Here is a 25,607-nt window from a genome sequence, read left to right as displayed (position 1 = left end):
CAACTAACCTTTAAAAGTCAACATTGGTTTTAATTTAGCTACAGGGCTAACAATTTTGTTTTGAACCTGTACCTCCACAACCTCGTCGATATCCTTGTAAGCCGCTGGAGCTTCTTCGATTCGACGATCCTCCTTGAGCGTAATACAGTCCACACAGGTTAACCCCAAGTCCTCGCCAGCTTTATTTCTACAAAACATATCATGCCGGGATTTATCTCTCCCAGCACCATGAGACGCAGAATTAAGAAAGCGTTGGTTGCCCAACCCCATCATTAAGTAGGAAGGATGCCCCATAGAACCTGGTATCAATACCGGCTCTCCGAAATGCGCTGGTGTCGCGCCTTTACGGTGAATAAAGCAGCCCGACTCTTCAGTAACGATATTATGAGGTGCGTCATGAATTAGAGGCATCTCAATACCCTTACCAAATACCTCCCTTACACGCTTGCGCACCAACTCAGCCAAAAGCAGTCGGTTAAGGTTGGCATAATTAGCGGCCGTATTCATTGCTTCTAAATACTCCGTTGCCCTATTCCCATATAACGGGAATATTTTTGAACTTGGGTATTTATAGGTACTCGGCCAATTTTCCCTTGCTTTATCTATCCAATAGTTTCCTACATGCATACCCACTGCTCTAGAGCCTGTGTGAATCATTATTGAAATCTGACCCTTTTTAACCCCTAACTGAAAAGCCCTCTTCCGATCCAGAATTTCATCAACGATTTGAAACTCTACAAAATGGTTACCACCACCAATGGTTGCTAATGAGCTATCACGAATAACGCTTCGCTCAAGGTTCACCAATGATTCTGGAGCCCATTTAGCATGCCCCTCTTCTGAACCTCCGGAATAGACACAACCAAGCTCGTTTTCCAGTTGAACAAAATCCGTTTCTATAAAATCACCCATAGGTTTTAACTTTGCAGATCTAACCCAGCCAGCTAAGCCATTATTAAATAGCTCATGAAAACTGCGAGGTTGCATTGGTAAATTCCTAGTCCCTAGCAGTAAATCACCTCGCAGTTTTTCCACCAACTCTGTTTTTTTGCTTTGCCAGTCCGTAATATCAATATCCATAGCATGTAACCTCATGCCACAGTGAATATCTGTACCTATGGCTTGAGGAATAATCATATCTCTGGATGTTGCCACAACCGCACCAACAGGAACACTAGAACCGGCATGAAAATCTGGAGTCGCTACTGCAGCTCTTACTTCGCCACCGTTAGGATGAGCCACTCCAGCGAAAGACATAAGTTGTTTTACAGCCTTTAGATCCAGATTATAGCGCTCAGGCAAAAGCACCTCAGATATAGGCGCGCCAGGCACTCCAATATTTTGGATTCGGTACACAGCCCCATCTTTGGATACAGCTAAGTTCTGCTTTTTAAATAATTTTGTAAGACGTTTGAGCGAAGTACTCATACTGCCTCCGTTTGCTCGATAGAAATACGCTCTCAAAATTTTGAGAAACGAAAAAGCGGTCACGATTAACGCGACCATCGAGCAAGAGTCAGCAGCCAGAAAGGTATCTCTTGCAATTTGGGCGGCACTATACTGAAAGGAAATAATCCGTGCAAGCGTAAAATTGAGACAAATTGTAGATTAAGTACTCCACAGGGTTTACTCTCCCACTAAACTTGAGGTAACCTAAGTCGCTCGGGTTACTTCACATCCCATCTTCCCACAAGAAAAGGCCCATAAGCCGTGAAGACGTGATACTTCTTATTTACATAGCAAACTTTGTCTTATAGACACGGGTTCTAGAGTGGGACGGTGACCGTGTCGAGGTATTAGGCGGAGAACATGTTATGCCCTTCTATATTTCTCAAAACACCCTTAAGCAACAAGTTAAGCTCGTCGTAAAAAACTGGCCTTTTGCGGAAATTAAAAGCCATCAGGCCCGCATACTGCTTTGCAAGCTATATGGCTTTGAAAATCAACACGATTATCTTAAAAAAACTCATGAAACCCCAAGCTCACTAACACCAATAAACGAGCAAACTGTCATTAATGCCTACCTACAGTGGGTTAAAAGGCTTGCGAAACTTGGATCTATCAATGAAATTCAAGCAAAGAATTTGCTACACATTCTCTGGCCAACTTATTTGGCTCCGCACAAGCATTTAAAGGAAAAGCTATACACCTGCAAATTTAAATTTCACGGTACCTGCCTGGATTTTTTAAACCAGGCAACAGAAGATAAGTGGGTCGACTACAAGTTTGATGACCGCCCGTCGGTTAAAGATGCCATTGAAGCCATAGGTGTGCCTCATCCAGAAGTTGGAGGCATAACGATTGATGGAACTGATGTGGACTTCAACTACTTACTTGAAGATGCCCGTGAAGTAGAAGTCTACCCTCATCCATATGAAACCGGTCTGTTACCTTATAAACCAGAAAGAAAGAGTACATTTCTTTTGGATGTGCATTTAGCCAAGCTCACGCGTTATTTACGCATGGCAGGCTTTGATTGTCTGCACGAGTCAAAAGACATTGGTGACGAGTTACTGGCACATCTTTCACAAACCAACGACTATATATTACTAACACGGGACATAGGTCTATTAAAACGTGGTAATGTCAAACATGCTCGCTGGATAAGGAATACCGAACCGCAGGCACAATTTAAAGAGATTGTAGACTATTACGACTTACTCGATAAATTTAAGCCTTTTAGCCGCTGTGTAAAATGTAACGGTGATATACAACCAATAAACAAAGAAAGTATAAAACCTGCAGTACCAGGACAAATTTTTGAATCACAGGAATCCTTTAAGCAATGCGCCCATTGTAACCAAGTGTATTGGAAAGGCTCACACTACGACAAGATTAAAAATATTTTGCTGCAGGCAGAATAGAAAGGAGACGAAAAATGAATGGATTTGAAACGTTAAAACAACGTTTAGGCTATTTTGAAGGTGTCCATGAATGCCACATAACCGTAGACATTCAACCCAGTGAGGTAGAAGCCTTTTGCCACTTCTGCCAACACCTAGGAGGTGACGCCACTGTTATAGAATTAAGCAACGGACACACCCCTGTTCAACCAATGCTAGGAAAAATCATTTCTCCATACGAGGGCGAAACTTACGAGCAGATATTGCACCTATATAATGTTTTAAAAGTGCGCTACAGAATATTACGAGTAAAGGTAGAAGCAGGCCTGGAAAACAAAAATATTCCGCTGCTAGATGATGAGAACAGAAGTCTTCCAGACACCTGTTACTTTGAGCACCATGTAAAAATGCAACTTCGTTTAGATGCGAACCTGGATGACATACGCATGCAGCTGAAAAAATACAACGCTCACCTTTCTAATAATGCATTAACGGTAAATAAAGAAAATCAATATCGCTTTGCGACTCAGAGATTTGATGACATAGGGAAATATAATGCTGGGGCAAAGCTACAGGAGCTATTGGGGTTTCTTTCTGAGAAAAATATACCCGCATGCAAGGTAATTCGTGAATTCAATATCTATGATAGTAATAAGGATCTGGATGCAGGATGGTTATAAAAAATATGAACGTAAATCCAATACGTTACGCAGTAGAGGCGATATTAAAGACCCTTTCGGAGTCCCGCCATTATGAACACTTTGTAGTACGGGGAAGTGTCAGTACGCGAGACTGGATGGGCGAGCATGCTCGTCCATTTCACGACTTGGATTTTCTCTATACCAGACAAAATCATATTGATGGGCTGGTAGACATTTTCAAAGAACTACTTAAAAGCTCATCCAAATATGGGCTAACCTTAGACATTAATAAAATTGATACCCAAAACATTTGGGAAGACAGCATATCTCCAGGTATTCGCTTAATCGTACCCTTCTCTATTAAGGAAGAGATAAATGAATTACAAGTAGATATAGCAGTGGGTGATCCATTATCTCAACCACCAATAGAAATAAAATTTGATACTCAGTTTTTCGACTTTTTTCCTATACAAACCGTAACCCTGGAAATTGCCACAGCTTGGAAACTGCATGGTCTGTTTGAGCATTTGAATGGCCCTTGGCAATCCAAAACCTTATGGGACTTATACCTATTTTGCCGTTATAACTCTTTGAACAAGACACACCTACTAGAGGCCATTAAGCTTGCTTTCTCTAGTAGGTTAGACCCGTTAGAGATTCTAAAACGTTTCGTTTACGGAGATTTTGGTCAAAGCAAGCAGTCCAAGCGGAATTGGAAAAGCGATTTCAAAAAGTTTCACGCTAAAGAATTCATGGATCTATCGGATGTATTGAATTACCTACAAGGGTATTTTATGCCTATTCTCAATCTAGAAAACGATGGCACCTTATTGACCCTAACGGAAGTAATTGAGTACCGAGTAAATCTGTTAAGAGAAATGGAATGCGATGAAGCAAGAAAAAAACTAAAAACTTTATCACGAAAGGTTCGAGTACTTCCCTATAAAGCCTACCGAACAATTCAGCACATAAAAGGTTCAAGACTCGGACCATCTGAACGAAGTATTGATATCAATAAACAACACATACTAACTATTGAAACCAAACAACCTTCAGATAAAGTTGTGATACAAGAAAAGTTGGACGGCTCGTGTGTATGTGCATATCGCCAAGGTGATGACATTCTTGCTCTTGGACGAGACGGAGACTTGGCATACTTATCTCCAAATGAGTCTCGAAGGCTCTGGGCTAACTGGGTTGAGAAAAATACTGAGCGTTTTCTTGCTTTACTCCAACCTGGTGAACGAGCCGTAGGAGAGTGGCTCGCCATGGCACATGGGACACGCTATAAGCTTCATCATGAACCATTTGTTTTATTTGATATTTTTAATCAAGAAAACCGGGAAATGGAATACCTACAAATGAAAAACAAAGCAAACGCTCAAAAATTTGTGACCCCCAAACTTATTCATATAGGGGCACCCTGCTCTCTTGAAAAAGCGCTGGCTATTCTTGACGAAGGTCACCATGGCTCAGAGGATGCACCCGAAGGACTCGTGTGGAGGCTTGAACGGAGTGGAAAAGTACTGTTTAAAGCCAAATATGTATATCCAAACAAACTGGATGGCAGCTTACTGACCGAAACTACAGGTAAACCCAGTGTATGGAACTGGCGGCCAGAGTAACACCCCCTTATTTAGCCCTTCAAATATTTGATTCTATCACTTGAACTAAACTTTTCCCGCTGGTAGGATGCGCAGCAATTAATTTAGGACTTTCAAATGACAACTTCATTCACTACAGCTTCTGCATTCGGTTACGGGTTTTTACCTGCTGCTTTTGCATGTGCGTCTGAAGCATTTTCATCAGAAGAATCAATACGTTAGCCTCAAAATATACAGGAGGCTAAGGCCTCCAGCGAAATTTAAAACCCTGGTAGGCCTAAAGCAAACCAGGGTTTTTTTATGCCTGTTTGACAGCTATTTACATGGCTAAGCGAGCGAATTATGAGACTTAATTACAGAATTAACGGCAAGAACATAGACGCAATTTCCATTCGCCAGGGAAAGGACAGCTCGCGCCTTTTACTTGGTGTAAACACGACTCGATATGTTACTGAAGTAGTATCTAGTGTACGTGTATTGGAGAAAGTCGAGACAGAATATTAGCCCTCCATAGATAAAACCTGGAAGGCTATACGCCTGACAGGTACTCACAATAAGCCTGTTAGGTGAAAACTTAACAGGCTTTTTTATGGAAAAAATCATGACTAATTTAAATTTGAGAAACATAGGCATTATTGCTCATGTAGATGCAGGCAAAACTACCTTAACCGAAAGAGTTTTATTTTATGCCGGCGAAACCCATTCCATGGGCGATGTTCACGATGGAAACACCCGAACAGACTCTTCTGTTCAGGAAAGGCAAATGGGCATCACCATTGGCAGTGCAGCGGTAAATGTGAACTGGAATAACCACCGTATCAATATTATTGATACTCCAGGCCACATTGACTTCAATATCGAAGTAAAACGTTCTCTTAGAGTATTAGACGGTGCAGTAGTTGTATTTGATTCTGTAGCAGGTGTTGAACCTCAATCAGAAACCAACTGGCGACTGGCAGACCAATACGGCGTGCCAAGAATTTGCTTGGTAAATAAGATGGACAGAACTGGCGCGGACTATTTTTCCGTAGTTAACGCCATACAAAAACAATTAGGTGCTCAACCTCTGGTAACCCAGTTACCTATTGGTTCTGAAGCTGAATTTAAGGGAATGGTAGACCTAGCTTCCAAACAGGCTTATATCTGGAAGGAAGAATGTACCAGTGCAGAAACTATTAATATTCCTGCAGAACTTGAAGCTTCTGTTGAACATTATAGAGAAGCACTTTTATACGAATTGGCGGAACACGACCAGAGCGTTATGGAAGCCATTCTAAACGAAGAGGAGATAACAGAAATACAAATACGAACTGCAATACGCAAAGGCACCATTGAAGGAAAATTTGTTCCTGTTTTATGTGCATCTGCATACAAAAACAAAGGCGTAGAGCTTCTGCTTAATGCAGTTGTTGATTACTTGCCCTCCCCTAAAGAGAGACAAGTAATTGAAGCAAAAACCCAAAACAGCGAACAGGTGATTCTTAAGGTCGACATAAATGAAGACTTCTGTGCTTTGGCTTTTAAAGTGACAACGGACAAACACGGCACATTAACCTACCTTCGAGTGTACAGCGGAGAACTGGAAGCAGGCGAAAAAGTCGTGAATGCCAGTCACAACAAAACGGAACGCATCGGTCGAATGTTTGTGATGCAGGCGAACCAAAAGCAACCTGTAGACACAATACAAGCCGGCGATATTGTTGCGGTACAAGGCCTAAAACACACAAGCACGGGTGACACTCTTTGTAATGAAAACTGTGTTGTTCAACTGGAAACGATTACAGCGTCTAAACCAGTGATCGAACTTGCTGTTGAAGCAAAGAATAAGGCTGAGCAAACAAAATTGACTGATGCGCTCAGGCAAATAACCAAGGAAGACCCTAGCCTACATTTCTCGACCAATAACAGTCAGGAAATGATATTGGCCGGTATGGGCGAGCTTCATCTTGAAGTCGTTCTAAAACGTTTGGATACGGATTTCGGCGTACAAGCCAAAACGGGTAAACCTCAAGTTGCATGGCAAGAAGCTTTTACGCAGAACACAGAAATAAATGTTCGGTATAAAAAGCAAGACGGAGGCCCCGGCCAATTTGCAGAAGTTAATTTGGTATTTGAGGTAATTGACAACAACCAAATTGAATTTGAAAACCGGATTACCGGCGGAGCCATACCCAATGAGTTTATTGGTTCCGTTGAAAAGGGAATACGCTCAGCCGCCCAAAGTGGCGTGTTAGGTGGCTACCCATGTTCGGGATTCAATGCAATTTTGTTAGATGGTAGTTACCACGCACAGGATTCTTCGCAGTTAGCATTTGAAATTGCCGGCACGAAGGCTTTCCAACAAGCCGCTCAAAAAGCTGCTTGTACTTTGTTAGAGCCGGTAATGAAGGTCGAGATTGTACTACCGCAGGAACATGTAGGTGACTGCATTGGCGACTTGGTTCGCAGGCGCAGTGAAATATTGGAACAAACCCATAGAGGGAACAGCGTAGTAATTCAGGCAAGAGCACCACTGGCCAATATGTTTGGCTACATTGGTGACTTACGCTCCCTAAGTGCGGGCCGTGGAAACTTTTCCATGGTATTTGACCAGTACCAACAGGTTCCTGCAAATATAACGGCAGGAGTTTTGAAGCAGAGTTAATTCTGCTGAATACAGAATTACGAGTGCTACTTATTTATAGCAACATATTAGTAGTACTCGTATTTAAACGCCCATAGAGGGCACAAATTAAACAGGAGGGTTATTTAACCTTTAATAGGAGAAGTCCGATGGATAAATTGCATTTAAACGTAGGAACAATTGGTCACGTTGATCATGGTAAAACCACTTTGACAGCGGCTATTACCCAACACCAGGCATTAAAGTTTGGTGGTACCGCTTGGTCTTTTGACCAGATCGACAACGCCAAAGAAGAAAAAGAGCGCGGTATTACGATTAATACTTCCCATGTGGAGTATGAGTCTGATAATCGTCACTATGCGCACATTGACTGCCCGGGGCACGCTGACTATATCAAAAACATGATTACCGGCGCATCTCAAATGGACGGTGCAATTTTGTTGGTTGACGGCACAGAGGGTGCTGCCAAGCAAACCATCGAGCATATCCTTTTAGCTCGTCAGGTGAATGTCGAAAACCTTGTAGTATTTGTTAACAAAATGGACATGCTGGCCGACGACGAGAGAGAGGAAATGGCAGACCTTGTTCAAATGGACTTGGAAGACCAGCTTTCCTCGCAAGGTTATACCGATGTGAAGTTTATTTTTGGTAGTGCGCTAATGGCACTTAACGATGTTGCCGAAGGCAATCTTAATACTGAAGCTACCCAGTGCATCGATGAATTGGTAAAGGCGCTGGACACCGAAATACCTGACCCAGTCAGGGATTACGACAGCCCATTTATGATGCCAATCGAAGACGTTCACACTATTGGTGGTCGTGGAACCGTGGTAACAGGTCGTGTTGACCGTGGTGTAATTAAAGTGGGCGACACTGTGGAAATTGTTGGTTTGGACAGTCAACACAACGAAGCCGTTGTGGTAACCGGTACTCAAGCTTTCCACAAAGACGTAGACGAAGCCCGTGCGGGTATGAACGTCGGCTTGCTTCTTCGCGGAGTTAAGCGCGACGAAGTACAACGCGGCCAGGTAATTACTATACCCGGTGCGGTGAAACCCTACACTAAAGCTCAAGCAACCATATTCGTGTTGAGCAAAGAGGAAGGGGGTCGCCACACTGCGTTCAGCTCCGGCTACCGCCCGCAGTTCTTCTTCGGCACGACCGATGTAACTGGTATTGTGAACGTTGAAAATGACACTGCTCAGCTACACCCTGGTGCTCAGGGTCAAATTAATTTTGAGCTATTGAAGCCAGTTGGTTTGGAAGAAGGCATTCGCTTTGCGATTCGCGAAGGTGGAAAAACTGTGGGTGCCGGTGTGGTTACTGAAGTCATTGAGTAATTCTTGAGTAGAAATACTCGTTAGAAAGCCGGAGGCACTGCCTCCGGTTTCATCTTATTTTCTACCTTATTCAGGCTCACTTCACCTTTATTATTCATCCAGTAACAATCCAAGTCTTTAGCCAGAAAAATATTTCCAACGAAAACAGATTTAGCTTCGTCCTCAATATTTAATACACTGGGGAAGCGATCGATATCATCGGTATAGCGCGGACTGAAATGCGTCAGAATTAGATTTTTCAACCCCACCTCCTGAGCAAAAGCAGCCACCTTTTTTGCATAACTATGTTGAGGGACATTCCCCACTTTTGCGGCTACATCTTCCGTATAGGTTGCCTCATGTACAACTATATCTACACCTTCCATATAGGGCTTCAACAATTCAGGACTATCGTTATCTCCACAGACGATCAATTTCGGGGAACGCTCAACTTCCGTTAAAAATTCTGCCGATTTAAGCTGCCGCCCATCTTCTAGAGAAACATCCTCTCCCTTTTGAATTCGCCCCCACAACTCACCTTTTGCAATACCTTCCGAAATCAGTTTTTTTGTATTCAACTTTTTCTTTCGCTCAACAACCTCAGAAAATCGAAAGCCAAATGAAGGCACTCTATGAGAGAGAGGGATTACTTCAACGACCACCTCGTCCAAAGCAACAGAGAGACTTTTTACTGCTACATCAATGTACTCGAGTTCATAGGAAAGATGCATCTCAGTCTCTGCTATTATTGACTGCATAAAATTTCTTACTCCAGCAGGACAAATAATTTTCAGAGGGGCATCTCTTCCTGCCATGGCAGCACTAGCCAACAATCCAGGCAAGCCGTAGCAATGATCTCCATGAACATGGCTTATAAAAATCGCTTGAAGATGAATTAATGAATACCGGGTTAGCGATATTTGATGTTGTGTCCCCTCTCCGCAGTCAACCAAACACCACTTCTTTGAATCCCGCAAGCTTACAGCTGCACCAGATACATTTCTTGTTTTGGTTGGTGTACCCGAAGACGTTCCTAAAAAAGTAAGTTCCATTCGATTTTTTCCACTAAGCTCTGTTGCTACTTTCTCCGCCCATTATTGCTGCTCCAATAAGATGGGCCAACCGTAGAGGCTCTGGTACTTTTCCGTTATCGGTCACCGCTTTCAACACTTCAGCGGCACAGGCCGCATCACAACCGATAACCTGGAAAAAGAAACCACCCAAATGGTGAATTTCTCCAGCCTCTTCCAGAATTTTGATTCGCAACTCAGATTTATTAAGGTTACCCAACGCAGAGTATATTGATGGCAGGTCTGGCATTCGCCGCATTACAGCGATAGAGGGTAAACCAGTGAGTTCATGCATTTCCTTCAAATTTATAATATTAAACCCAGCAACTGCAATCCCGTCTAACAATACAGCATCGAGCTGTTGATGGAACTTACTATTGCATATCATTGAGGATAACTTGTGCGTTGCATCAAAACCATCTTTATCTACCTCCCCCCATAACATGCCTTCAAACCGAGTATTTGAGCAGACAATTCCCGAGACATTTACCTTGCCATGCCCATTTTTTGGAAAGGGGGCGTCATCAAAGCCAATAACTCTGATTTGTTTTTTCTGATTGAGCTTTTTATGTAGTGTCATAATGAAAGGTAATATTCTTCGAGAAGCCGACTAGACTTTTTTAAATAGTCGAGACCAAACTCTTCATTTTCTAATGAATCAATGAGATGAGAAGGTAGATCGTTAACAAAAAACTGACTTCGACTGGCAGCAGCTAAAGCAACAGCAGCTACCGTATCAACATCCCCGCAGAATTCAACACTTTCCCTCAATACTCCGGCTAAACTATTTTGTGTACTAAGCACAGTCAATATGGCATTCACGGTCTGTTTTCCACAGCATGCAACAGGCCCAGACCACTGATCACTCCATTTAAACTCGGAGTATTCTTTTACAAAGTCTAACAACTGTTCTTTTGGTCCCAGATTGTATATAAAATAGTGGCATATAAGGGCTACCGCCTGAGCAGACTTTATTCCAATTTCTGTATCGTGGGTTATCGCAGCCTGAATAGCAGAATGTGATAATAACAATGGTATATCTTTTATATATCCGATCGGCGTTGCCCGCATAGCGGCACCGTTACGTGTACTATATGGATTGATTTTATTCAATAACTCTGAACCATTTTTTATGGAACAAAGTAACTGATAGAACCCTTCTGAGTACCCTAGTCTCTGGTCTCTCTTAAAGCATTCTACAAACTTATGCGCAATATTTTCTCTTATCCAATCTTCACCTTCTATAAGAAGCTCCGCCAAAGCAAGAGACATCTGAGTATCATCTGTATAGTTTCCAGCTTTGATTCCTAGACCATGCTCATAGTACATTTTAAGGTTATTATGATTTTTGACTTTTTCTTCTGAAGCAAATTCAAAGCCAGCGCCATATGCATCACCAATAGCTAGATAAAGCAGCATAATTATTCCCTCAATGTTTCAGCCTAACCAATAACATGTAAAAAAGTGGTTTCAATACCATGAAATGTACTTTTGTAAATTTCCGAATCATCAAACATCAAGTCAATATCTTGTGCCTCACAGTATTGGCTCTTTGCAATATTCCAGGCATTTTCATCGGCATATGGCAATCCCTTTCTCCACTGAACATCTACACTGGTTTGTTCAAGATGATCAACGATTGAGAAATAGTGAGTAAACTGGATACCAGCATTTGCCAGCATATTATCAATTCTCTCACAGCGTTTTGACCCAGTAACGATGTGCACTTCTGCCCCAGCCTGAACTAACGCAGAAGAAAGAAGCTTGAACTTTTCGGGGAAAGTATCAATAACGCCATGAATATCTATACCCACCTTTAATACTCTGGTCATGCCTCTTTCTCCTTTTCACTTTTATTGAACTTCGGTCACTTTTGCAGTCAATGGTATTTGCCTATCTGCGCCGAAAGAACGGCGATTGATACGAATAACTGGCGCAGCCTGACGTCGTTTATATTCGTTTCTATCTAATAGCCTTTTGACTTTCGCTTTATCTTCCTCTCTCATCATACTTGCAGTTTTACTGTGTTTTTCTATCTCTTCTGGCTCTAACAAATCATGCTCAAGCAGCAAATGTAAAAACGCATCTAACTGGTCATAAGGAGGCAAAGCATCACTGTCTTTCTGATCCGGTGCTAGCTCTGCAGACGGTTCCTTATCAATAATTATTTGCGGAATGACTTCCTTTTTAAACACTTCGTTATTTAAGTATTTTGCCAAGGCGTATACCTGGAGCTTGTATAAGTCTGCAAGCAAGGAAACACCTCCAGCCATATCACCATACAAGGTACAGTAGCCAACAGACATTTCCGTTTTGTTCCCTGTAGAAACGACCATCGCTCCTGTTGTGTTTGAATAGGTCATTAGACGCTGGCCACGAATTCTCGCCTGTAGGTTTTCTTGTGCCAAGCCACTTGGCGGACTACCAAACGCCTCAGTATAAGCCTGAACTTCCGTATCAAAAGTTGCCTTAATAGGCGCATTAATTAACTCAACTTCAAGCGCATCACACAGGGCAACAGAGTCATCAACGGAACCGGCAGAACTATATTTGGATGGCATAGTCACGGCAATAACATTCTGCGACCCCATTGCCAGAGCAGCAATGGCTATGGTTACCGCACTGTCTATGCCACCACTTGAACCTATTACGACTTTTTCAAATCCAGACTTATCGCAATAATCCTTCAAGCCGGTAACCAGTTGGTTGGTAATAATTTCCATATCATTCAGCGCTTCTATTACAACTGGCTGCTCTTGAGCAAGGTTTACTTCAGCAACCTCTTCCTTAAACAGCACGCCATCAAAAAGGCATTCTGCTTTTTCTGAATACACAAGCGAGTTACCATCGAATACAAGCTCATCAATTGCCCCCACTTGATTGACATACACCACAGGTGCATTACACCTAGTCGCAATAGTTTTAACCAACCCATGTCGAGTAGTGCGTTTATATATACTGTAAGGAGAAGCATTAATGCTAACGATCAAATCAAGCTGGCTTTTTTCCAACAACTTAACCGGATCACGCTTGTATAATGGCCGCTCTCCATCTTCCCAGGCATCTTCGCAGATCAAAAAACCTAAACGCCTCCCCTTCCACAGAAAGGTTGCAGGCAAATTGCCCGGTTCAAAATGTCTTGCCTCATCAAATACACCATAAGTTGGCAAAAGTTGTTTGTGGTAATTAAAGCGAGTCTCTCCATTCTCAATAAACTCCAATGCGTTTAAAAACGCCTTTCCATTAAATGGGTTTTCTTGAACAGTACCTATCACCACCGCAGCGTGAATATTTTTTGTTGCTTCTCTAATTTTCGCTACCGCTCGGTTTTGTTTCTCTATAAACCCTTTTCTTTGAAGCAAGTCTTTTGGGTAGTAACCGGTTACACATAGCTCAGAGAAAACGATAAGGTCAGCATCATTCCCTTTATTCTTAATTACATCCAAGATCTTTTCGGTATTACCCTGAAAATCACCAATGGTATAGTTTAGTTGTGCTGTTACTATTTTCATTACACAAATTCCTCTTTCCTTCCATATGCTCCTGCTAACCAGGCCACATAATCCGGGTTTTCACACATGGTTTTACCGGCGCTATCAGAAAGCTTGGCAACAGGTCTGCCGTTCACTTCCACCACTTTCATCACAATATTCAGTGCTTTATATCCGAGGTCGTTAGTAAGGTTTGTTCCTATACCAAAACCTGTTTGAATACATGGGTTAAATTGACGATATAGTTCAACCATTTTCTCAAAGTCCAAACCATCGCTCCAAATAGCCCGTTTAGTTCTTGGGTCTAAACCTAGCTCCGTTAAGCGATTAATCAGTTTGTTGCACCAAATAGCGGGGTCACCAGAGTCATGCCTGAAACCATCAAATTGCTTGGCAAAATACAAATCCAATACATTGCAGAAGCTATCCATACCAATCACATCGGTTAGTGCATCTCCCAAACTCCCCCTAAATTCTTGTGCCCAGGCATTCAGTGCTGCTTTTTGAGCATCTAGCGGGTGAGCAAGTGCTTGCCATGCTTGTAAATATTCATGGGCCATAGTGCCAATGGGTTTTAGCCCATGCTCTCTGGCAAAATAATAGTTAGAGGTACCAACAAAATATTCGGGCAGCTCCAAGCGAATTGTACGCAGAACTTCAGCCTGCCATTCTTTACTGAATCGTCGGCGCGTTCCAAAATCAGTAAAGTTAAACCCTTCAAGCTTACCCTGCTCTTTTATGAACTTAATTTTATTGGCTAGACGACGACGCCCTTCATCATAATCAGGCTCTGGTATAGAATGACGGAACCAAAGTTCATTAACAATTGGCAGTACATACAACTCCCAAGGGCTGGTTTTCAACATTGGCCCTTCGGCAAATATATCTATCCCACCATTTGCTTCACGTACAAAAATCTGGCTTGCATCTACACTGAAATCGCTTAGAAAATCAATGTAATCCGACGTCAAATGAGGTTCCTGGCTAAGGTAACGCAGCTCGCTGTCTGTAAAGCGAAGTTCAGCAACCATTGCCAACTGCTCTCGAATAGCAGGAATCAAAGGTCTAAGGTCAATATCCTTGTTACGGCATTTGAACCTGTACTTTGCCATTGCACCTGGATACTGGTGAAAGTTCACTTGCTGCATACTGAATTTGTATTTGTCGGTATCCAGTAAACTCGTAAAAATTGGCTTTCCTTCATCTCTCATTGAACCGCTTCCTGTAATTAATTATTTGTAAGTTCTGTCGCACTTTGAATAAGTATCGCGCCCTGGGTGGCCATTTCATTCAACGCTTGAGTAATTGTTTCTTCTGCAATTCCCCGGCAAGCTTCAAGGTTTACCACCACCTCAAACCCCGCCTTTAACAGTTGCAGCACTGTCAGCTTTACGCAGTAATCCGTTGCCAAACCACCACATATCACTGTCTCTATCTCATTCTGCTTAAGGTATTCAATCACGCCGGTGGACAGAGTATCTCCAAGGTCGTGGTAACACGCTCCGTAAGGATGCATATCTGGGGCAACCCCTTTATATACAATAAAGTCGTAATCTGTTGGCTTGGGAAGTCCATCGATTAGCTCAAAGCCTTTGGTACCTGGCACACAGTGCATATTCCAGCGTATATCAACGTTCTGCCCATCAACAGGACTAAAACTTGGGTTTTCATCATCCGTCTTCCATATAGAGTGTGGGGTGTGAGCATCCTGGGATACCACTCGAATTCGAGCAAACTCTGCTTGCGCGTTCAGGAAGGGTGCGATTTGATGCCCGCCCTCAACGGGTAATTCGTCTGGGCACACTGGGGTAAAGCCATTCTGGGGATCAATATCAAAACTGGCAGTTTTGGCCTTGTTCACTTTCATGTTTACTTCTCCTTACTCTCGATTTCTCTCTTTACTTCGCAACCTTTAATTGCTAAGATAGCAACCATACATTGCGATGTAAACCCCCTTAAGAGATATTTTTATGAAAAAAGACCAAATTGCAGTATTTGGTTCAGCCTTTAACCCGCCTCATAGAGGGCATGAAGACGTAATCCATCAAATACTGGAACATACAGATAAGCTTGTTCTCGTCCCTAGCTACAATCATGCTTTTGGTAAGAAGATGATGCCCTTTGAGTTTCGAGTGGGATTGGTTAAAGGTATGGTTGCCGAGATGGGGTTGAATGAAAATACTCTAGTCTCACGTATTGAGCATGACATCGCAGATACTCACCCAGAAGATAGACCAGTGTATACTTTTGACGTACTCAGTGAGCTGGAAAAGGTATATAACACCCAAAACCTTACCTTCGTAGTCGGCCCAGATAATGCCTCCCCCAGCACATGGAAACGGTTTTATAACGCAGATGAAATTCTAACCAGGTGGAATATTTGGGCAGCTGAAGAACGCATTAAAGTACGAAGCACGATGATCAGGGAAAAGTTGGACAAAGGAAGCGCCCCCAGTAATGAAGAATGTTGTGAGTTTGTGATTACTCAACTAACCAATACATATATAGAGCAAATATAAAAGCAATGAATAAGATTGATTGGGTTTTATATAGCGTCGACCCCGTAATTTTTACTTTTCACAAAGGTGAGCTCTGTGTCCTTCTAGTTAAGCGAAGCTCCGAACCTGAAAAAGGTTTGTGGGCATTGCCCGGAGGTCGAGTAGATAAAGACAACTGCCCAGACCTGGACTCCGCCCTATTGGCTAAGTTAAAAAGAAAAACAGGTATCGAGAATATTTTCTTTGAGCAACTTTCCACTTACGGCTCTGACTCCATGGACCCGAGAGGATGGTCTGTAACCACTGCGTATTTAGCATTAGCGCACGAAGGTGAGTTTGATATTAACAATATGGAAGGCAGTGAAATTATTCGCTGGAAACCCATTTCTGATGTTGGCACAAAATGCGAGATGGCCTTTTGGCATGAACAGATAATTAAAGATGCCTTCAATAGATTAAGAGACAAATCACTCTACACTGATTTACCCGTTAACTTTATGCCGGAGACTTTTACCTACCCAATGCTCAAAGAAGCCTATGAGAAAATACTTGGCATAAGCATTACCCGACAAAGTTTTGCCAAACGCATGGATTCCGCTGGAATTTTCGAAGATACCGGCGAAAGAGAAGCGGGAAGAAATCGCCCCTCCCCTTTATATAGAAAAATAAACCGTGGTGGCGCATATATTTTCCCTGGGATAATTAAAGGAGTAGCACCTAGTAATGGATAAAAAATTCACAATACTGGAAAGCAACACGACGTATAACGGGTTCTTTAAACTCATTAGTCACACAATCCAACACAGCCTCTTTCAAGGAGGCTTATCACAAGCATATACCCGAGAAGTACTCGAACGCGGGCATGCCGTTGCTGTACTGCTTCATGATCCGCAGCTAGACCAAATAGTCCTTATAGAGCAGTTCCGTATTGGTGCCATTCATTCGGAAAACCCATGGCTGATAGAGTTGGTAGCAGGCATAGTTGAGCCAGGAGAGTTACCGGAAGACGTTGCCATTCGTGAAGCAGAAGAAGAATGTGGCGCTCAAATAGAAAACCTTGAACTGATTACCAGCTATTTCAATTCTGCTGGAGGAAGTACAGAAACCACAACGATTTATTACGCACATGTGGATGCCTCGACAATTGAAGGCGTGCACGGATTGGACTCAGAAAATGAAGATATTCGCGTTGTAAAAATGGGAACTCAGGATTTCTTGAACAAAGTAACAAATAACGAATTTAATACTGCTTCTTTGGTTACAGCTGGATACTGGTTACTCTCAAAAGTTAGCTCTCATGCTTTCTAAAGCTGTGATAAGAACTATGATTATTTAAACTATGCCAATTAGTGCACCACCACAATATTAGTTAAAGTTCAACAAAAACTGATTCTTTATAGAGTTAAAATGAAGTTAGACAAAACAATGCCAGGGTTAATCGTAAAAAAACACGGCCCTGAGCTGACCCAAATTCCAACTCCACAAATTGAACACCCGGATGAAGTCATCGTTCAGGTTGAGTTGGCAGGTATCTGCCTCACAGATCTACTCGTAGCCCAAGGCAAACTTCCCAATGTAGCAGGACAAGCATTTGGTCATGAATTTAGCGGCCGTGTTGTAGCAAAAGGAGCAAATTGCCCCCTAACTATCAACGAGACTGTCGCAGTCAACCCAATCATTCCCTGTGGTACATGTAGTGACTGTCATAAACAACTCCCGCACCTTTGTGGTAACACTCAACTATTAGGGGTTAGCCAGCCCGGTGCATTTGCAAAGTATTGCAAGGTTCATCGCAATCAATGCTACCGCGTGCCAGCAAACTTGGCGCCTTCCATAGCAGCCTATGCAGAACCTGTTGCAGCCATGCTGTCGATTTTGAACTGTAATATCCGACCAAAAGACAAAGTTGTAGTTCTAGGGCACGGAAGAATCGCAAAGCTTTGTGCATTTATTCTATCTACCCAAGGTATTCAAATACTGGAACAATCAGAAACAGAAAATATTGACTTCCTAATTGTTATATCGCCCACAGAGTCTCTTCCAGTTGAAAGTTTAAAAACCGGAGGCCAGATTATTGTCAAAAGTAGAGCACCCTCTAAATTGAGTATTCCTTATTCCACTGTGGTACAGAAAAGAATAACCATAAGAGGTGTTAACTACGCCCCCTTTTCCCAAGCTCTGGATTTCATTCAGGCGTATCAGGAAGACATGACTCAATTTATTGGCAACCATTACCCGCTGGCACAGTTTAAGTGTGCATTTTCTGCGGATGACAACAAAAAAGCATTCCTTAACCTATGTGCGGATTAGTTGCGCTTATTGATCAAAACAGGCCTATTGACCTAAGTATTTTGCCGTCTATTTTCCATAGTATGCAACACCGTGGACCGGACGATGAACACTACTATGCGGAGCCTGGTGCATTACTTTGTCACAGCCGTTTAGCCATTGAGAGCGCCGAAGGTGATAAACAACCTATTACCAGTGTGTGTGGTCGATACACCATTGCAGTGAACGGAGAGCTCTATCCACATAGAGAACTCCATCAACAACTATTGCAACAGGGTTACACTTTTCAAACACAAAGCGACAGTGAAATCGCGCTAGCACTCTACCTGAAATACGGTGAAGACTTTGTTCTACATTTAAGGGGTGAGTTTGTTATCCTACTGTGGGACACACTTAAGCAAGAACTGCTGGTTGTGCGTGACCGATTCGGAATAAAGCCTTTAGTCTACGGCCAACAAAAAGGTCGCTGGTATTTTGGCTCAGAAGCAAAAAGTCTATTTGCTGCCGGGTTTAATGCAAGCTGGAGCTTACCAGGGCTTGCTCAATGCTTAAGCTATCAATACCTATCCCCGGCTGAAAGTCTATTTGGTGGCCTACAGCAGCTTCCTCCGGCTCATATGCTAAAGCTAAGTAACGGAACGGCTAGAGTCACTCGCTATTGGGAGATGACCTTCTCCCAATCAGGTCAATCACCTATTGTTACTCCGGACGAAATTCTAGAGTGCCTGAATGAAGCTATTCGTATTCGCCTTTCCCAAAACAAACAGTGTGTATTTAGTTTAAGCGGTGGCCTGGATTCCAGTGCTACGGTTGCCTTAGCCTCCAAGTATTTGAACAGACCAGCAGTTTGCTACAGCGTTTCTTTTGATGAAAGTAGATTTGATGAATATCCTCAGGCAAAGAGCTATACAAGCGCAATGGGATATACTCATCATAAAGTTAATGTATCCCGCAGTGATCTTATTGAGCATATTGATAAAGCCGCGTACTTTTGTGAAGGACTAGCGAGCAACGGACAATATGTTGGTAAATTCTTGCTAAATAAAGCTATCGCTAAAAATGGCCACCAAGTTATTTTATCAGGAGAAGGTGCAGACGAAGCCTTTATGGGGTACGCACATTTATTACAGGATTATGCAAACTCAGAACTTACAGGCGAGGCACAACAACAAGCGCTAACACATATCGGTCAAGTACATCAGCTGCAGAAAGGACTTATGCTGAGCACTAACAAAAAAAATGATTCTGTGTTTATTCCCAGTTTTTTAGCTGCCAAGTTTCAATTCTGTCAACAATTTCCACCTTTATTCAAAGAAGAGTTTAACCAACTGTTTCAACAGGCAAAAGCCAAGCAAGAATTACTCAACAAGCTAGACAGTCCGACAAGCTCTCCTTTACTCACTCCCGTTCAAAAATCAAATAAGCTATGGACAGAAATGGTGTTAAGCAATTACATATTAAAAACGTTAGGCGACGGGATGGAAATGGCATTTTCTATAGAAGGCAGGCTCCCTTTCCTAGACCATACGGTATTTGAGCTAGGCATCAAGCTAGACACTCAACAGAAGCTAGATAGAAAAACGACAAAAAAAGCACTTAGAGAGTGTTTAAAGAACAAGTTGCCACATAATATTGTCAATAGAGAGAAGCACCCGTTTATTGCACCTCCGATATCGGGAGGAATTTCAACCAACTTAATGGAAAAGATTTTTGACCAACTTTCCACGCAAACATTCCGGTACAACCCTGTATTCTGCCCAGAAAAAACTCAGCAATGGTTGCAACAATGGAGACACGCCACCCCTGAAGTCCAAAAGACTATGGATCCAGTACTAATGACGCTCTTATCTTTTAGTGCTCTCAATAAACATTTTTCGCTAAACCACATAGACTAATCCATATTATCTCATGACATCATATATAGAGCCCCCCTGGTGGAAAACACTTTACGACCAAAATCTTGCAGACATCCTAATGGAGAATGCGTCTACGGAAGACGCGGAAAACACGCTACTATTTTTAGAGAATTACGCAAAAATGAAAGCGGGAGATAGCGTGTTTGACCAGTGCTGCGGTACCGGTCGCCTAACAGCCTTACTCGCAAAAAAACACAATGTCATAGGTGTAGACCTAATACCAGAGTACATTGTACTAGCAGAAAAAAAGCTAAAGAAGCACGAAGTAAAAGCAGATCTATTTTGTGCAGACGCCATGCAGTTCTCTACCGAAATACCCGTAGATATTGCTATAAACTGGTGGACAAGCTTTGGCTATGCTGAAGATGATGCTACCAATAGTAGAATGCTACAACGAGCGTATACGAGCTTAAAACCAGGAGGGCGTTTTGTTATTGACTTTATGAACGTACCAGGACTACACCGGCACTTTCAACCAAGCATGGTAAATTCCATCATCAAAAATGGTAAGACAATAACATTAGAGCGAATAAGCTCGATTGACTTTAAAAGAGACGTACTCCTGAAAGATTGGAATTACTCAATTGAAGGACAAGCACCTATTACACGTCAAAGCGAAGTAAAATTATACTCACCAGCTCAATTGATCACGCTACTCTCCAAAGTGGGATTTATAAACATTCAGCTATTTGGCGACCTAAGTGGCGCCCCACTTAATCTCGACAGTCCACGCTGTATTGTTATGGGAGAAAAGCCATGATTTCATCACTACCAAACGATCCCAAAACATGGCGGGATCAACTCTATCAAGGTAAGTTATACAAACTCTCCCCAAGCCCAAAAACAATCAACCTGGTGCGTGAAGTGAACAGTTTTTTACAAGAAATATTTGCCCTTGACAACCTGACCCAAGTGCACAAAAAACTGGATGAAGACGATTTTTTCCAAGCCATGAAAACGATTCGAAAAAACCTTTATGAAGGTAAAAAGTACCGCCTACTTCTTACTGATGTATTAGTAGAACTGGGTTATTCTGAAGGAGAAATCGCATATGAACCCTTGCGGCTAAGAGCTATTCGTCACAATGGCCACTTAAACCCCAGAGCCAAAGCAGTGTATTACCCCCATAGGGACACATGGTACAGTCACGGACAAAGCCTAATTGTTGGCTGGATTCCTCTCCATGATCAAACGGAAGAACAAACTTTTGAAATCTACCCAGAATGGTACAAAGAATCTGTACCCAATAACTCCGAGGTATTTGATTTTGACCAATGGCGGGAGAATGGTAGCGATAGAAAAATTGGATGGCAGAAAAAGAGCACGGGGTTAACTGCAGTCTACCCAGAAGCCACAGAAACAGTGCCAATTAAAGAGATAGTTAAGTTTGGTGCAAAAACCGGGGAGCAGCTGCTGTTCTCTGGAGCACATTTCCATAAAACCCGAGAACAAACTAATGACCTCACTCGTTTTAGTGTGGATTACCGTTTCGTTCATCTCGGAGATCATCAACAAGGCATAGGTGCGCCAAATGCAGACAACCGCTCTCGGGGCTGTGCAGTAAAAGACTATATTCGCCTATGATATCCCACTTATACCAGCAAGTACTGCGGCAACCCAATGCCACAGCGTTACATATTAATAATACAAAACTGAGCTATGCAGAGATATGGCAACTAGCCCACACTAACGCAATTCAAATGCAAAATGCTGGTATAAAACCTGGCGATATCGTTGCACTGCATCTGGAAAAGTCTAATGAGTTTGTTATCGCTCAAATAGCATGCTGGTTACTGGGTGCTGTATTTTTACCACTACCCCCAGACTGGCCACTGCAACGGAAAAAACAAACGCTCGCTATCGCGAACTGTAAGTTTATTTTCACTCACCAAGTAATTAAAGAAGCGGAAGCAACCCAAGTACCTCCAATAACGGTCTTCGAAGAAATTCACTATTTCCCCTACTTCAACCTGTGCGAAGCCAATCAAACAGCCTATGTAATATTCACCTCTGGCTCCAGTGGCTCACCTAAAGGAGTAGAAATTACGTTCTCTGGGCTATTGCATGTCATAACCGCACAAATCCACACCGTAAAGCTGGAACCCCAAGCCAAGAGTTTGTGGCTGCACCACATTAGCTTTGACGCATCGATTGCCGATGTATGGGTTTCGCTTTTAGCCGGGGCAGAGCTTTATGCAAAAGAGCCGTTTCAAGCTGAAAACATCTTTAGAATAGTAAACGAACAAGGTATTAACTATATTGACCTACCCTCCCCCTTACTTCCTTTACTCAATCCCAAAGACTCGCCGGATTGTCTAAATTGCATTCTAGTGGGTGGTGAGGTTTCAGACCTATTGGCGTTAAAGTCATGGGCGAAGTTCAAACGCGTAATTATTGCCTACGGCCCCACTGAAACCACCATTTGCTCTAGCATGTTTCATTTCAATGCCTCCGATAATACTCCAGGTCTCATAGGCAAACCTTTAGCACATCTTCATTATGCATTAAAGAAAAGCGATTCAAAAAAAATCGATAACAACATCGGAGAGCTTATTATTTATGGCAAGGGCGTAGCAAAAGGCCACATAAACTCCAGCGGGAATCAACAACGTTTTCAATATTATGAGAGCGCACCAGCCTACTTTACCGGCGATTTAGTGCGAAAACTGGAATATGGTTACCAGTTTATTGGCCGTATTGATCGCCAATTTAAGTTCAGAGGAAAACTAGTCTGCCCAGAAGAAGTTGAGCAAGTTCTTTCGGCACACACGGGCATATCAGAATGCTATGTCTATCAGATGAATGGCAGCATTTGTGCAGCTACTTGCGGTTCACTTACGCAAGAGGAAATGACTACCTTGCTAAAAGGTTTATTCCCACACTGGATGATACCATCCATTTGGCTAATACTTGATTCACTTCCAAGGAATACCCACAATAAACCAGATACAGTAGCCATAAAACGCCTTCATCACCAGCAAATTAATACTTCGAAAAATGGTTCTGAAAATCACGAGCATACGATATTAGCATCCATTCGAAACATTCTTAGCTGGCCAGAATTTACCTACTCTCACTGTTTGCATGACAAGTCACCAGATTCCATTCAATGGCTTGAAATTATTGTCAGCCTTCGCAGTCAAGGACTTTACTTCACACCAGAAACACTTCAACAAGAAAAGCCCTTTGAACAGCTTCTCACCGAAATTGACTCTGGTTCCGCTGTGGAGGAGTTGGACGCACCGACTCTAAAAAAAATACTTAAACAGTATCCATTACACTGCAATCTGGAAGAAAGCGCCACCCAAGATGCTATCTTTATTACAGGTGCAAATGGCAAACTAGGTAAAGAGCTTTTAAAACACATTACCTCAACAGGAAGGAGAACTTATTGCCTGGTACGCGGGGGATCAGCGCGATTAAATGAGGGTTTAGAGTTCCCCCTGGATACTGACAACCTAACTTGTCTCGATGGCGACATTCGACAACCCAAACTTGGTCTTACCCCAATACAATGGAAAGAGCTATGTAGTAACGTGAGCGATATATACCACTGTGCGGCGGATACCAGCTTAATAAAAAAATGTCATGAGTTAGAAGAAACAAATGTTTGTGGTACATTCCATTTACTTCAACTTTTAGAGCAAGGGCAAAAAAAGCGAGTTCACTATGCCTCTACGCTAGCTTTAGTCGTTGATTCTGACTGGCGAACAAAAAATGTGGATGAGAGCAACCAACTAAAAACTGGCATCTATACCGGAGGCTACTGCCAGAGCAAATGGTTAGCTGAACAGCTTGTTCAGCAAGTGCCTTACGCAAATATTTTCCGCTTTGGCCTACTCATATCACAGACAGAGAATACTAGGCCTTCAACAAGCATTGACTGGATTGAAACTCAATTAAAAAAGCTTCCTGATTTATCCTCCGTACCAGATTACTTCAGCTTGGATTTTACACCGCTCAAGTACGCAGCAGAAATGATGTTCGGTGTTAGCAACCACATGGAGTCGGGGATTTACCATATTTGTCATCCCACTCCGGTAACGGCAAAAAAAGTAAAAAGAGCTTGTGATTTACTCTGGAAAACTCAAAAAGAGCAGAGTCGACCTATTTGGAATGAATCACCCAATAGTCCATTTCGCATTTTTAAAATGACAAACACCCTAATAGATACTTCTGAAGCACAGCTTTGGGCAAGAAAATTGGCTATTGGCATCCCATCAGTAACAACAACCAATTTGGTGCAGTATTTAGAAACAATATGAATAGAAAACTAAAAACACCAGGATCATCTCATGGTTTAGTTCTAGGGAAGTTTTATCCACCCCACCTGGGTCATCAATATTTGATCGAATTTGCTTACAGGTATGTCGACCAGCTAACCATAGTAGTTGAAGAAATGCCCAGGGAGACGTTACCTGTTGCTCTCCGGGCGAGCTGGTTAACGTCGCTATTTCCCAAAGCTGAAATACTACAGCTAAAAGATCAAAACCCCCAAGATCCAAGTGAAACTCCAGAGTTCTGGGCTATTTGGGAATCCAGCTTAAAAAGAATAATATCTGAACCTTTAGATTATGTGTTTGCCTCTGAGGCATACGGTAACCCCCTCGCAAAATGCCTCGATGCTGAGTTTATTCCTGTTGACCCGAATCGAGAGCGCTACCCTACATCTGGAACTCAAATTAGACAAAACCCATACAAACATTGGCAATATCTTAGCTTGCCAGTAAAACAGTATTATCAGAAACGAATATGTGTGTGCGGGCCGGAGAGCACAGGAAAATCCACTCTTAGCCAATGGCTCACGGAGCAACTTAATCAAAAGCAACCCAGTAGCGCCCAACTCACTTCTGAATATGCCCGCACCTATTTAGAAAGCAGAAATACCGCTTTAGAGCATTCAGATATTGAGCGTATTGCACTGGGACAAAATGTTAGTGAACAATGCCACGATACCAGTCCCTCTCCGTTTCATATAATTGATACTGGTGTCAAAGCCTCCCAAGTATGGGGTGAGTTTTTATTTAATAAAACATCAAACATGCTAGTAAAACTCTGCCAAGAAACAAACTACGACCTATACTTACTCTGCCACCCTGATATTCCTTGGGTTAAAGACGGCATCCGATATTTACCAAAGGAAAGCCATCAATTTTATAACCGCTTAAAAGAAGTATTATCTAAGGAGAAATCGAGCACCGTTATTGAAGTTTTTGGCCAAGGTCAGGCTAGACAGAAGCTTGCTCTAGATGCTTGTTTAGATGTAATAGATAACGCTATCTAGGTAACGTCTTCAGCTTACCAATAGAGAAC

At 42.4% G+C, this 25,607-nt stretch carries 22 protein-coding genes; 14 read left to right on the top strand and 8 right to left on the bottom strand.

Features of this window, described 5'->3' with window-relative positions:
* Nucleotides 1–3 precede the first annotated feature (3 nt).
* Nucleotides 4–1,428 (bottom strand): RtcB family protein, encoded by a 1,425-nt coding sequence (locus P5V12_RS06755; RefSeq protein WP_316956586.1) that lies wholly within the window; start codon nucleotides 1,426–1,428, stop codon nucleotides 4–6.
* A 386-nt stretch (nucleotides 1,429–1,814) separates the two neighbouring features.
* Between P5V12_RS06755 and P5V12_RS06750 the strand changes: the two genes are divergently transcribed.
* The 5 genes from P5V12_RS06750 (at nucleotide 1,815) to tuf (ending at nucleotide 9,051) form a co-directional block, all read left to right on the top strand.
* Nucleotides 1,815–2,864: a Mut7-C RNAse domain-containing protein gene (locus P5V12_RS06750; protein WP_316956585.1), complete on the top strand. Its 1,050-nt coding sequence runs from the start codon at nucleotides 1,815–1,817 to the stop codon at nucleotides 2,862–2,864.
* Nucleotides 2,865–2,878: 14 nt separating this feature from the next.
* A complete protein-coding gene (locus tag P5V12_RS06745; protein ID WP_316956584.1) occupies nucleotides 2,879–3,523 on the top strand; it encodes a hypothetical protein in 645 nt (214 codons plus the stop codon).
* Between the two features lie 5 nt (nucleotides 3,524–3,528).
* Nucleotides 3,529–5,109: a nucleotidyl transferase AbiEii/AbiGii toxin family protein gene (locus P5V12_RS06740; RefSeq protein ID WP_316956583.1), complete on the top strand. Its 1,581-nt coding sequence runs from the start codon at nucleotides 3,529–3,531 to the stop codon at nucleotides 5,107–5,109.
* Between the two features lie 580 nt (nucleotides 5,110–5,689).
* The gene (gene fusA, locus P5V12_RS06735) at nucleotides 5,690–7,732 is read left to right on the top strand and encodes an elongation factor G (protein WP_316956582.1); all 2,043 of its coding nucleotides are present in this window, start codon (nucleotides 5,690–5,692) and stop codon (nucleotides 7,730–7,732) included.
* A 128-nt stretch (nucleotides 7,733–7,860) separates the two neighbouring features.
* Nucleotides 7,861–9,051, top strand: a complete 1,191-nt coding sequence (gene tuf, locus P5V12_RS06730) for an elongation factor Tu (RefSeq protein ID WP_316956581.1) — start codon at nucleotides 7,861–7,863, stop codon at nucleotides 9,049–9,051.
* A 20-nt stretch (nucleotides 9,052–9,071) separates the two neighbouring features.
* Here tuf and P5V12_RS06725 read toward each other — a convergent pair whose 3' ends face one another.
* Genes P5V12_RS06725 through P5V12_RS06695 form a run of 7 tightly spaced genes read right to left on the bottom strand, consistent with a single transcriptional unit; the run spans nucleotide 9,072 to nucleotide 15,458 of the window.
* Nucleotides 9,072–10,082, bottom strand: coding sequence for a ribonuclease Z (locus tag P5V12_RS06725; RefSeq protein WP_316956580.1), 1,011 nt, complete (start codon nucleotides 10,080–10,082; stop codon nucleotides 9,072–9,074).
* A gap of 13 nt (nucleotides 10,083–10,095) precedes the next feature.
* The gene (locus P5V12_RS06720) at nucleotides 10,096–10,680 is read right to left on the bottom strand and encodes a DUF99 family protein (protein ID WP_316956579.1); all 585 of its coding nucleotides are present in this window, start codon (nucleotides 10,678–10,680) and stop codon (nucleotides 10,096–10,098) included.
* The gene (locus P5V12_RS06715) at nucleotides 10,677–11,519 is read right to left on the bottom strand and encodes an ADP-ribosylglycohydrolase family protein (RefSeq protein ID WP_316956578.1); all 843 of its coding nucleotides are present in this window, start codon (nucleotides 11,517–11,519) and stop codon (nucleotides 10,677–10,679) included. The genes P5V12_RS06720 and P5V12_RS06715 overlap by 4 nt, the downstream gene beginning before the upstream one ends.
* Before the next feature lie 23 nt (nucleotides 11,520–11,542).
* Nucleotides 11,543–11,932 carry a hypothetical protein gene (locus P5V12_RS06710; protein WP_316956577.1) on the bottom strand — a complete coding sequence of 130 codons (390 nt, stop codon included), beginning with the start codon at nucleotides 11,930–11,932 and terminating at the stop codon, nucleotides 11,543–11,545.
* Nucleotides 11,933–11,953: 21 nt separating this feature from the next.
* Complete coding sequence (locus P5V12_RS06705; protein ID WP_316956576.1) at nucleotides 11,954–13,612, bottom strand: NAD+ synthase; 1,659 nt, start codon at nucleotides 13,610–13,612, stop codon at nucleotides 11,954–11,956.
* The gene (pncB, locus tag P5V12_RS06700; RefSeq protein ID WP_316956575.1) at nucleotides 13,612–14,802 is read right to left on the bottom strand and encodes a nicotinate phosphoribosyltransferase; all 1,191 of its coding nucleotides are present in this window, start codon (nucleotides 14,800–14,802) and stop codon (nucleotides 13,612–13,614) included. Before pncB ends, P5V12_RS06705 begins: the two co-directional genes overlap by 1 nt.
* A gap of 17 nt (nucleotides 14,803–14,819) precedes the next feature.
* On the bottom strand, nucleotides 14,820–15,458 hold the full coding sequence (locus P5V12_RS06695) for a nicotinamidase (RefSeq protein WP_316956574.1): 639 nt from the start codon (nucleotides 15,456–15,458) through the stop codon (nucleotides 14,820–14,822).
* A 103-nt stretch (nucleotides 15,459–15,561) separates the two neighbouring features.
* Here P5V12_RS06695 and P5V12_RS06690 point away from each other — a divergent pair, with 103 nt between their 5' ends.
* The 9 genes from P5V12_RS06690 (at nucleotide 15,562) to P5V12_RS06650 (ending at nucleotide 25,578) form a co-directional block, all read left to right on the top strand.
* Nucleotides 15,562–16,110, top strand: a complete 549-nt coding sequence (locus tag P5V12_RS06690) for a nicotinate-nicotinamide nucleotide adenylyltransferase (protein ID WP_316956573.1) — start codon at nucleotides 15,562–15,564, stop codon at nucleotides 16,108–16,110.
* Between the two features lie 5 nt (nucleotides 16,111–16,115).
* Entirely contained in the window at nucleotides 16,116–16,820 is a 705-nt protein-coding gene (locus P5V12_RS06685) for an NUDIX hydrolase (RefSeq protein ID WP_316956572.1), read from the top strand.
* A complete protein-coding gene (locus P5V12_RS06680; RefSeq protein ID WP_316956571.1) occupies nucleotides 16,813–17,397 on the top strand; it encodes an NUDIX domain-containing protein in 585 nt (194 codons plus the stop codon). Before P5V12_RS06685 ends, P5V12_RS06680 begins: the two co-directional genes overlap by 8 nt.
* A gap of 99 nt (nucleotides 17,398–17,496) precedes the next feature.
* Complete coding sequence (locus tag P5V12_RS06675; protein WP_316956570.1) at nucleotides 17,497–18,399, top strand: zinc-dependent alcohol dehydrogenase; 903 nt, start codon at nucleotides 17,497–17,499, stop codon at nucleotides 18,397–18,399.
* Entirely contained in the window at nucleotides 18,387–20,273 is a 1,887-nt protein-coding gene (gene asnB / locus P5V12_RS06670; RefSeq protein WP_316956569.1) for an asparagine synthase (glutamine-hydrolyzing), read from the top strand. Before P5V12_RS06675 ends, asnB begins: the two co-directional genes overlap by 13 nt.
* Nucleotides 20,274–20,286: 13 nt before the next feature.
* Nucleotides 20,287–21,054: a class I SAM-dependent methyltransferase gene (locus P5V12_RS06665; protein ID WP_316956568.1), complete on the top strand. Its 768-nt coding sequence runs from the start codon at nucleotides 20,287–20,289 to the stop codon at nucleotides 21,052–21,054.
* Complete coding sequence (locus P5V12_RS06660) at nucleotides 21,051–21,878, top strand: hypothetical protein (protein WP_316956567.1); 828 nt, start codon at nucleotides 21,051–21,053, stop codon at nucleotides 21,876–21,878. Before P5V12_RS06665 ends, P5V12_RS06660 begins: the two co-directional genes overlap by 4 nt.
* Complete coding sequence (locus tag P5V12_RS06655; RefSeq protein WP_316956566.1) at nucleotides 21,875–24,559, top strand: AMP-binding protein; 2,685 nt, start codon at nucleotides 21,875–21,877, stop codon at nucleotides 24,557–24,559. Before P5V12_RS06660 ends, P5V12_RS06655 begins: the two co-directional genes overlap by 4 nt.
* Nucleotides 24,556–25,578, top strand: a complete 1,023-nt coding sequence (locus tag P5V12_RS06650; protein WP_316956565.1) for an AAA family ATPase — start codon at nucleotides 24,556–24,558, stop codon at nucleotides 25,576–25,578. Before P5V12_RS06655 ends, P5V12_RS06650 begins: the two co-directional genes overlap by 4 nt.
* Nucleotides 25,579–25,607 lie beyond the last annotated feature (29 nt).

Origin of the sequence: Teredinibacter sp. KSP-S5-2 (assembly GCF_032773895.1) — a bacterium.
In the GTDB taxonomy this organism is placed as follows: domain Bacteria; phylum Pseudomonadota; class Gammaproteobacteria; order Pseudomonadales; family Cellvibrionaceae.
The sequence above is the reverse complement of the archived record's forward strand: the minus strand, read 5'-3'. Positions and strand labels throughout refer to the sequence as shown.

Excerpts from the sequence above, each read along its gene's own strand:
- P5V12_RS06695 (WP_316956574.1), bottom strand. The coding sequence starts at position 15,458 with ATGAAAGTGAACAAGGCCAAAACTGCCAGTTTTGATATTGATCCCCAG.
- P5V12_RS06740 (WP_316956583.1), top strand. The coding sequence starts at position 3,529 with ATGAACGTAAATCCAATACGTTACGCAGTAGAGGCGATATTAAAGACC.
- P5V12_RS06705 (WP_316956576.1), bottom strand. The coding sequence starts at position 13,612 with ATGAAAATAGTAACAGCACAACTAAACTATACCATTGGTGATTTTCAG.
- P5V12_RS06745 (WP_316956584.1), top strand. The coding sequence starts at position 2,879 with ATGAATGGATTTGAAACGTTAAAACAACGTTTAGGCTATTTTGAAGGT.
- P5V12_RS06755 (WP_316956586.1), bottom strand. The coding sequence starts at position 1,428 with ATGAGTACTTCGCTCAAACGTCTTACAAAATTATTTAAAAAGCAGAAC.
- P5V12_RS06710 (WP_316956577.1), bottom strand. The coding sequence starts at position 11,932 with ATGACCAGAGTATTAAAGGTGGGTATAGATATTCATGGCGTTATTGAT.
- P5V12_RS06750 (WP_316956585.1), top strand. The coding sequence starts at position 1,815 with ATGCCCTTCTATATTTCTCAAAACACCCTTAAGCAACAAGTTAAGCTC.
- pncB (WP_316956575.1), bottom strand. The coding sequence starts at position 14,802 with ATGAGAGATGAAGGAAAGCCAATTTTTACGAGTTTACTGGATACCGAC.
- P5V12_RS06725 (WP_316956580.1), bottom strand. The coding sequence starts at position 10,082 with ATGGAACTTACTTTTTTAGGAACGTCTTCGGGTACACCAACCAAAACA.
- P5V12_RS06690 (WP_316956573.1), top strand. The coding sequence starts at position 15,562 with ATGAAAAAAGACCAAATTGCAGTATTTGGTTCAGCCTTTAACCCGCCT.
- tuf (WP_316956581.1), top strand. The coding sequence starts at position 7,861 with ATGGATAAATTGCATTTAAACGTAGGAACAATTGGTCACGTTGATCAT.
- asnB (WP_316956569.1), top strand. The coding sequence starts at position 18,387 with ATGTGCGGATTAGTTGCGCTTATTGATCAAAACAGGCCTATTGACCTA.
- fusA (WP_316956582.1), top strand. The coding sequence starts at position 5,690 with ATGACTAATTTAAATTTGAGAAACATAGGCATTATTGCTCATGTAGAT.
- P5V12_RS06680 (WP_316956571.1), top strand. The coding sequence starts at position 16,813 with ATGGATAAAAAATTCACAATACTGGAAAGCAACACGACGTATAACGGG.
- P5V12_RS06660 (WP_316956567.1), top strand. The coding sequence starts at position 21,051 with ATGATTTCATCACTACCAAACGATCCCAAAACATGGCGGGATCAACTC.
- P5V12_RS06675 (WP_316956570.1), top strand. The coding sequence starts at position 17,497 with ATGAAGTTAGACAAAACAATGCCAGGGTTAATCGTAAAAAAACACGGC.
- P5V12_RS06655 (WP_316956566.1), top strand. The coding sequence starts at position 21,875 with ATGATATCCCACTTATACCAGCAAGTACTGCGGCAACCCAATGCCACA.
- P5V12_RS06720 (WP_316956579.1), bottom strand. The coding sequence starts at position 10,680 with ATGACACTACATAAAAAGCTCAATCAGAAAAAACAAATCAGAGTTATT.
- P5V12_RS06665 (WP_316956568.1), top strand. The coding sequence starts at position 20,287 with ATGACATCATATATAGAGCCCCCCTGGTGGAAAACACTTTACGACCAA.
- P5V12_RS06685 (WP_316956572.1), top strand. The coding sequence starts at position 16,116 with ATGAATAAGATTGATTGGGTTTTATATAGCGTCGACCCCGTAATTTTT.
- P5V12_RS06650 (WP_316956565.1), top strand. The coding sequence starts at position 24,556 with ATGAATAGAAAACTAAAAACACCAGGATCATCTCATGGTTTAGTTCTA.
- P5V12_RS06715 (WP_316956578.1), bottom strand. The coding sequence starts at position 11,519 with ATGCTGCTTTATCTAGCTATTGGTGATGCATATGGCGCTGGCTTTGAA.